This is a genomic window from Mycobacterium sp., from assembly GCF_049802695.1.
In the GTDB taxonomy this organism is placed as follows: domain Bacteria; phylum Actinomycetota; class Actinomycetes; order Mycobacteriales; family Mycobacteriaceae; genus Mycobacterium.
In genome coordinates this window covers 1-5,829 of the sequence record NZ_JBARMY010000476.1, presented here as the reverse complement: position 1 = coordinate 5,829, position 5,829 = coordinate 1, and the positions used below count along the sequence as shown (strand labels likewise).

The window sequence follows — 5,829 nt, the reverse complement described above, 5'->3', positions numbered from 1 at the left end:
ACCGAGGGCAGCGCGCGGGCGACGGGCACAATACTCGCCCGCAGCGGCGGGTGTGCACTCACCTGAAGGAGGGCCGCAGTAAGCAGTCGGTAACGCCGCGTCATGTGCCGCCACTGGCGGTCATAGTTCTCGGGCTGTTCTGCGACAACACATTTCACCAGCAGTTCGGCGGCGCCGAATGCCAGTCCCAGGCCCTCGCCGGTGAGCGCGTCGATATAGCCCGCCGCGTCACCGACGAGCAAAATCCGCCCGGCCGTCCGGCTGGAAACCCGTTGGCGCAAGGGCCCGGCCGCCCGATCCGGCTCGTGCGGCTGACCTGCGAGCCGCTCCCGCAGGGCGGGGAATTCCCCGAGGTGACCGTCGAACCCGCCGCGCCGTGACGTCAGCAGCGCTATGCCCACACAGTCATCAGCAATCGGCGTCACATACGCCTCGGCGCCGGGCGCCCAATGCACTTCGATGTAGTCCGACCACGGCGCGATCTGCACGTGCCGGCGGATGCCCCAGCGGCGCGGACCGGGACTGGGCAACTCCAACCCGAGGGCCCGGCGGACGGGGGAGTGCAACCCGTCCGCGGCGGCGAGATAGCGGGCTTGCCAGCGGCCGGCCCGAACAGACGTTGCGTCCTGGCTGATTTCGCCGAGGTCGTCCTGCTCTATCTGCACGCCGGCGGCCACAGCCGCGTCGAGAAGTGCGCCGTGCAACACGGTCCTGCGTACGCCGCGCCCAGCGCTGCGTTTGAACGGCGCGTCGACGTGCCGACTGCCGTCCCGATAGCTGATGCCCCGCAACGGTCTGCCGTAAGGACGCACACCGAGGTGTTCCAGATGCCGCAGAGTATGTGGCATCAACCCTTCGCCGCAAGCTTTGTCGATAGGTCCGCTGCGCCGCTCGACGACGACCACCTCCAGGCCGGACCGAGCACCGTATAACGCGGTAGCCAATCCGGCCGGGCCGCCGCCGACGACGAGCAGGTCGATCACCTGAGGCTCGCCAGCGCAGCGTTTTCGATGCTGATCCGCGTTCTCAACAGGAAAGCGTTCAGTATCGAGAACACCAAAGCGGTGATCCAGGCGGTGTGCACCAACGGCAGCGCAAGTCCTTCGGCGATGACCGCCACGTAATTCGGGTGGGGCACGAATCGGTATGGCCCGCCGGTGATCCGGGCCGCACCCGGAATGACGATCACCCGGGCATTCCACTGGTGGTTCAAGGTCGCGATACACCACCAGCGCAGCCCTTGTGCCGCAAGCGCAATCGCTAGCATCGGCCAACCCAGCACCGCAACGAACGGGCGGTGCAGCGCTACCGGCTCGACCAGACATCCCACCAGTAGCACGGCGTGCAGCGCGACCATCGGCGGATAGTGGCCGGCGCCGAACTCGATGCCGCCGTGTGCCTGGCTCCAGGCGCGGTTGCGTTTGGTCATCACAAGCTCGGCCAGCCGCTCTACGGCGACCGCCCCGATCAACAGCTCATACCAAGTCATGGCCAATCAGCGCCAGCGCAGCAGGACGAGCTCGGAGCTGAAGCCGGGACCCATCGCCATCATCACTCCCGGGCTGCTGACGGGTGGTCGCTTGGCGATCGTGTCCCGCAACACGTGCAGCACCGACGCTGACGAGAGATTGCCGACCTCGTTCAGTGAGCGCCATGTCAGTTCCAGTGCGTCGTCGGGCAATTCCAGTGCCGCGACGATTGACTCGATCACTTTCGGGCCGCCGGGATGGCACACCCAGGCGGCCACCTGGGGGATGTCGAGTCCGTGCTCGACGAGAAGGTCGGTCACGTCGCGGCGCAGGTTTCGCTCGATGATGTCTGCGACGTCAGGAGCAAGGAACAAGTCGAATCCGGAGGGACCGACGTTCCAGCCCATCGTTCCCTGCGAGTCGGGGTAGAGGTGACTACGGGAGTCGAGCACCTCCGGTCCGGCGGCACTGACCGCTTCGGCGCGACGTTCGCCGACCGCGACCACCGCGGCGGCGCCGTCGCCGAACAGTGCAGAGCCCACCACGCTCGCCATCGTGCGGCCGGCCGCAGGGTAGGTGAGCGAGCACAACTCGACGGACACCAGCACCGCGACATCGTCGGGCGCGCCCCGCAAGTAGTCATTGAGTCGGGCCACCCCGGCGGCGCCCGCCATACAGCCCAGGCCGAACATAGGGATCCGCCGGACGTCCGGACGCAGCCCCAGGCGCGCAGCGATGCGGGCGTCGAGCGACGGCACCGCGATCCCGGTGACCGTCGTGGAGAAGATCACGTCGATGTCCTGCGGCTGCAATCCGGCTTCCTCGAGTGCGGCCGTCAAGGCGGCACAACCGAGCTCTACGGCGTTTTCGATGAAGATCTCGTTGGCAACGCCGAAGTCGGTCAGCGACGCGTACTGCTCGAGCGGCAGGATCAGGTAGCGGTAGTCGACCTTGGAGCTCGCATGCAATTTCCGAAGCGGCTCCTTGACACCGGCGAAAGCCGGCAAATCGGCCAGCGACTCGGCGATCTCATTCTGGGAATAGCGATGCTGTGGCAGCACGCCCTGCACACCCGCTATCACGCTGCCCGGGTGAGTGGATTGAAGGTTGTTGCGCGTCATAGACTTCGCCCTTCTCTAAGCATAAGGATAAGCCGGCGCCATTGCAGGCCGAGAGTGGTTTTCAACAACGGTTGACTTTTGTCAACGATGGATGACTTGGCCGTACGCGCGGGTACGGGCCGAAGTCAACGGTGGCTGACATACGGGCCATGTCTGATAAACGGTCTAGGGAGCGGTCTGGTTCAAGGCCGCGCAATGCCGCCCAAACGCGCGCCGACATTCTTGCCGCGGCGCGTCGCCGTTTCGCCACCGAGGGTTATGAGCGCACCACGCTGCGCGCCGTTGCGGCCGACGTCGGAGTGGACGCCGCGCCGCCACTCCGGACCACCCTGTTCAGCGGGTCGGCGGCCCCGGTCATCCGCCATTTGCTGACGGGGCCGCCACCTTCATCAGCGCTTGAGCAGTCTTTCGCGCATCGAGTCGACGAGGAAGCGCCTAGTCGACACCGGCCGGAACGCCCGCGCTGCTTCGGTGAGTGCGTCGCGCGATTCGGCGCTGAGCTCGATGTCGGCCGCAGCGACGTTGAACTCGAGTTGCTCGACACTGGAGGCCCCGGGAATGGCCACCACGCCGGGCAGGTGAATCAGCCAGGCCAGCGCCACCTGGGCCGGCTTGGCGTCGACTTCGGTGGCGACATCGCGCAAGGTCTGCAGCAGCGGCTCAACCCGGCGCAGGTTCTCGGTGCCGAACAACGCGTTCACCGCCCGCACGCCGCCGGGCCGGTTGTCGACGCTGTATTTGCCGCCCAACAGTCCCTGCGCCAGTGGGCTGTAGGCGATCACGACGCGGTTCTCCCGCTCGGCGAAGGGCACCAGGTCTTTGAGCGCCTGCGGGTGCGCAAGCGAGAAATGCACCTGGTTGCTGATCACCGGCCGTCCCAGCGCGGCGTCCGCCTTCTTCCAGCGCTCCAGGGAGTAATTAGACACGCCCGCCGCGCCGATGTCGCCGCTGTCGAGCAGACTGCGCAGACCGGGCATGATGACCGAGTCCGGGACGATCGGATTGGGCTGATGAACCTGGTAGAGCGGGATGCGCTTCAGCTGAAGCCGCTGGGCGCTGGCGCGCTCGCGCTGCTTGACCACCGGGGGAATCGGCGCGACGGGCATGATCTTGCTTGCCACCGCAACTTCGGCACGCTTGTCGCCGAGCGCTTCGCCGAGAATCCGTTCGCTTTTGCCGAATCCGTAGACCTCGGCCGTATCGAACAGCGTCACTCCCAGCGCGAGGGCGCGTTGCACGATCTCCCGGGCCGGGCCCGTTGCGTAGGAGTCTCCATAGCCCCATTCCCGGGAACCGAACTGCCAGGTGCCCAGGCCGATCCTGCTGACCTGTCCCACTCCGTCTACCTCTAGGTATTTCATGATCTCCACCGTAGTGAGTCCGCCGGGTCAGCTGAAGGTGAAGTGCTCGATGATCAGCTCGCGGCGACCGCCATCGCGTTGCGCTGCTGCGATGACGTCGGCAAAGCGGTGGTCTTAGCATGTGGGTGAACGAGCAACCACGGCGAAGGGTGGCCTTGATGGCCGAGCTGCACGTAGAGCGGACGATTGCCGCTTCCCCGGAACGAGTCTTCGACTGGCTGGCTGATCCGGCCGGTTTGACCGCTGCTCCGTTGGTGCTCCGCAGCGCCTACCGGAAGTCGGCGCCGGGTCCGGGAAAGGGCGCGGTGCGCCAGGTGGTCGGGCTGGGCACGTGGTTTCGTGAAGAGATCACGGCTTACGATCCGCCGCGCGCCTACTCCTACTACATCGTCAGCTCGGTCCCGCCGTTCAACCACGAGGGCGGCACGCTGACGTTCACCCCGTCGGGTGAGGGCACCCATGTGGACTGGGTGAGCCGCTACACCCATCCGGCGTACGCGGGCGGCAAGGTCTTGGAAGCGGTGACCCGTCGACTACTGCGGACAAGCTTCCTCTCCATCCTCGCCGGTTGCGCCAAGGCTTTGGAGAGTTAGCCTGCAGGCTAGTCGCTGTCGGCAGGGTCGAGAAGTCTCACCTCTTCGAAGTCCATCTCCGCTTGCAACTCGCGCAGCACGATGTCGTCGATGCGATTCTGATCGCGCAGCTCGGTCACGGCCCGGCGCTTGTGTTCGAGAACGCCTAGACGTATCTGCCGGACGAGGTCGTACTTCTCGGTGAGGTCGTTGGGTACCGAGGTGTCGCTCGGGGCGGCGGCGACCTTCGCCTGTAATTCGTATTGCTGCTGCAGCCGGCGCACCACGTCGTCACCGGCCCCCAGCCGACCGGCGACCAGCGGCAGTGCCTCGAGGGCGGCTTGGGCGCCGCGATTACGCGCGAGTCGCAATTCGTCGGCACGGGCGACGTCTTCGGGCATTTTGGCCCAGCGGACGATGGCGGGCAATGTGGTGCCCTGCACCAAGACGGTCACCAGAATCACGACGGACACGATGAAGATGATCAGGCTGCGGTCAGGGAACTCGGCCCCGTTGCGAGTGGTCATCGGAACGGCCAGCGCTGCGGCCAGCGACACCGCGCCCCGGAATCCCGCCCAGCTCGACACGGTCCGCTGGCGGAAGTCGGCTCGACGGGTGCGCTGCACCTCGCGGCGGTCGACCGCGCGAAGCGCCAAGGTAGTCAGTTCAACCCACCCGATCCGGCTGACGATGACCACACCCGTGACGGCGAGAGCCAGCAATAGGGCGTGGCCGAGTCCGCCGTTGATTCTTGAGGCGCCCCGCACTGTGCCGGGCAGCTGCACTCCGACGAACACCCACAGCGATCCGTTGATCAAAAACGTCGCTATGTCCCAGAACGCGAAAGCCTGCAATCGGGAACGCGCACGGACCACGCGGGGCCCGACGTAAGTGATCACCAGGGCGGCGACCATCACCGCGACGACACCGCTGCAGTCGATCGACTGGGCCAGCAGGAACGCGGCGAACGGTGTGAGGACACTGATGGCGCCCTCTTCGAGCGGTGCGTCGATGCGCATCCGCAGCAACGTCGCGGTTGCGCCGACCAGCAGGCCGGCTGCGATCCCGCCGAGGTAGGAGGCGACGAAGCGGATGACCACGGCAAGCGGACCGATCGAGGGCGCACCGGTCGCCACCGCGACGCTGACGGCGAACAGCACAAGCGCCGTCCCGTCGTTGATGATGCTTTCGGCGCGCAGCACAGTCAACGTCCGTCGCGGCAGCCGCTTGGCCAGCCCGGCCACGGCGGCGGCGTCGGTCGGGGAGAGTACCGCGCCCAGGACCGCCGCAGCGTGCGACTCCATGC

General features: G+C 66.6%; 6 protein-coding genes and 1 pseudogene. 2 read left to right on the top strand and 5 right to left on the bottom strand.

The features are described from left to right. From WA317_RS18955 to WA317_RS18945, 3 genes are all read right to left on the bottom strand, one after another. The coding region (locus tag WA317_RS18955; RefSeq protein ID WP_425174499.1) for an NAD(P)/FAD-dependent oxidoreductase at positions 1-983 on the bottom strand (983 nt) is incomplete at its 3' end. Then, positions 980-1,489, bottom strand: a complete 510-nt coding sequence (locus WA317_RS18950) for an isoprenylcysteine carboxyl methyltransferase family protein (RefSeq protein ID WP_425174498.1) — start codon at positions 1,487-1,489, stop codon at positions 980-982. The genes WA317_RS18955 and WA317_RS18950, both read right to left, overlap by 4 nt. A gap of 6 nt (positions 1,490-1,495) precedes the next feature. Continuing rightward, positions 1,496-2,590 (bottom strand): type III polyketide synthase, encoded by a 1,095-nt coding sequence (locus tag WA317_RS18945; protein WP_425174497.1) that lies wholly within the window; start codon positions 2,588-2,590, stop codon positions 1,496-1,498. A gap of 149 nt (positions 2,591-2,739) precedes the next feature. Here WA317_RS18945 and WA317_RS18940 point away from each other — a divergent pair. Then, positions 2,740-2,913, top strand: a pseudogene (locus WA317_RS18940) (TetR family transcriptional regulator); the annotation flags it as partial. Between the two features lie 66 nt (positions 2,914-2,979). On the opposite strand, the gene WA317_RS18935 reads toward WA317_RS18940, so the two are convergent. Next, positions 2,980-3,951 (bottom strand): aldo/keto reductase, encoded by a 972-nt coding sequence (locus WA317_RS18935; RefSeq protein WP_425174496.1) that lies wholly within the window; start codon positions 3,949-3,951, stop codon positions 2,980-2,982. 158 nt (positions 3,952-4,109) lie between these two features. On the opposite strand from WA317_RS18935, the gene WA317_RS18930 reads away from it, so the two are divergent. Continuing rightward, positions 4,110-4,544, top strand: coding sequence for an SRPBCC family protein (locus WA317_RS18930; protein ID WP_425174495.1), 435 nt, complete (start codon positions 4,110-4,112; stop codon positions 4,542-4,544). Between the two features lie 8 nt (positions 4,545-4,552). Here WA317_RS18930 and WA317_RS18925 read toward each other — a convergent pair. Continuing rightward, positions 4,553-5,829 (bottom strand): Na+/H+ antiporter (locus WA317_RS18925; RefSeq protein ID WP_425174494.1); only part of this gene is annotated, 1,277 nt, incomplete at its 5' end.

Coding starts and splice junctions, on each gene's coding strand:
- WA317_RS18950 (WP_425174498.1), bottom strand. CDS start 1,489: ATGACTTGGTATGAGCTGTTGATCGGGGCGGTCGCCGTAGAGCGGCTG.
- WA317_RS18945 (WP_425174497.1), bottom strand. CDS start 2,590: ATGACGCGCAACAACCTTCAATCCACTCACCCGGGCAGCGTGATAGCG.
- WA317_RS18935 (WP_425174496.1), bottom strand. CDS start 3,951: ATGAAATACCTAGAGGTAGACGGAGTGGGACAGGTCAGCAGGATCGGC.
- WA317_RS18930 (WP_425174495.1), top strand. CDS start 4,110: ATGGCCGAGCTGCACGTAGAGCGGACGATTGCCGCTTCCCCGGAACGA.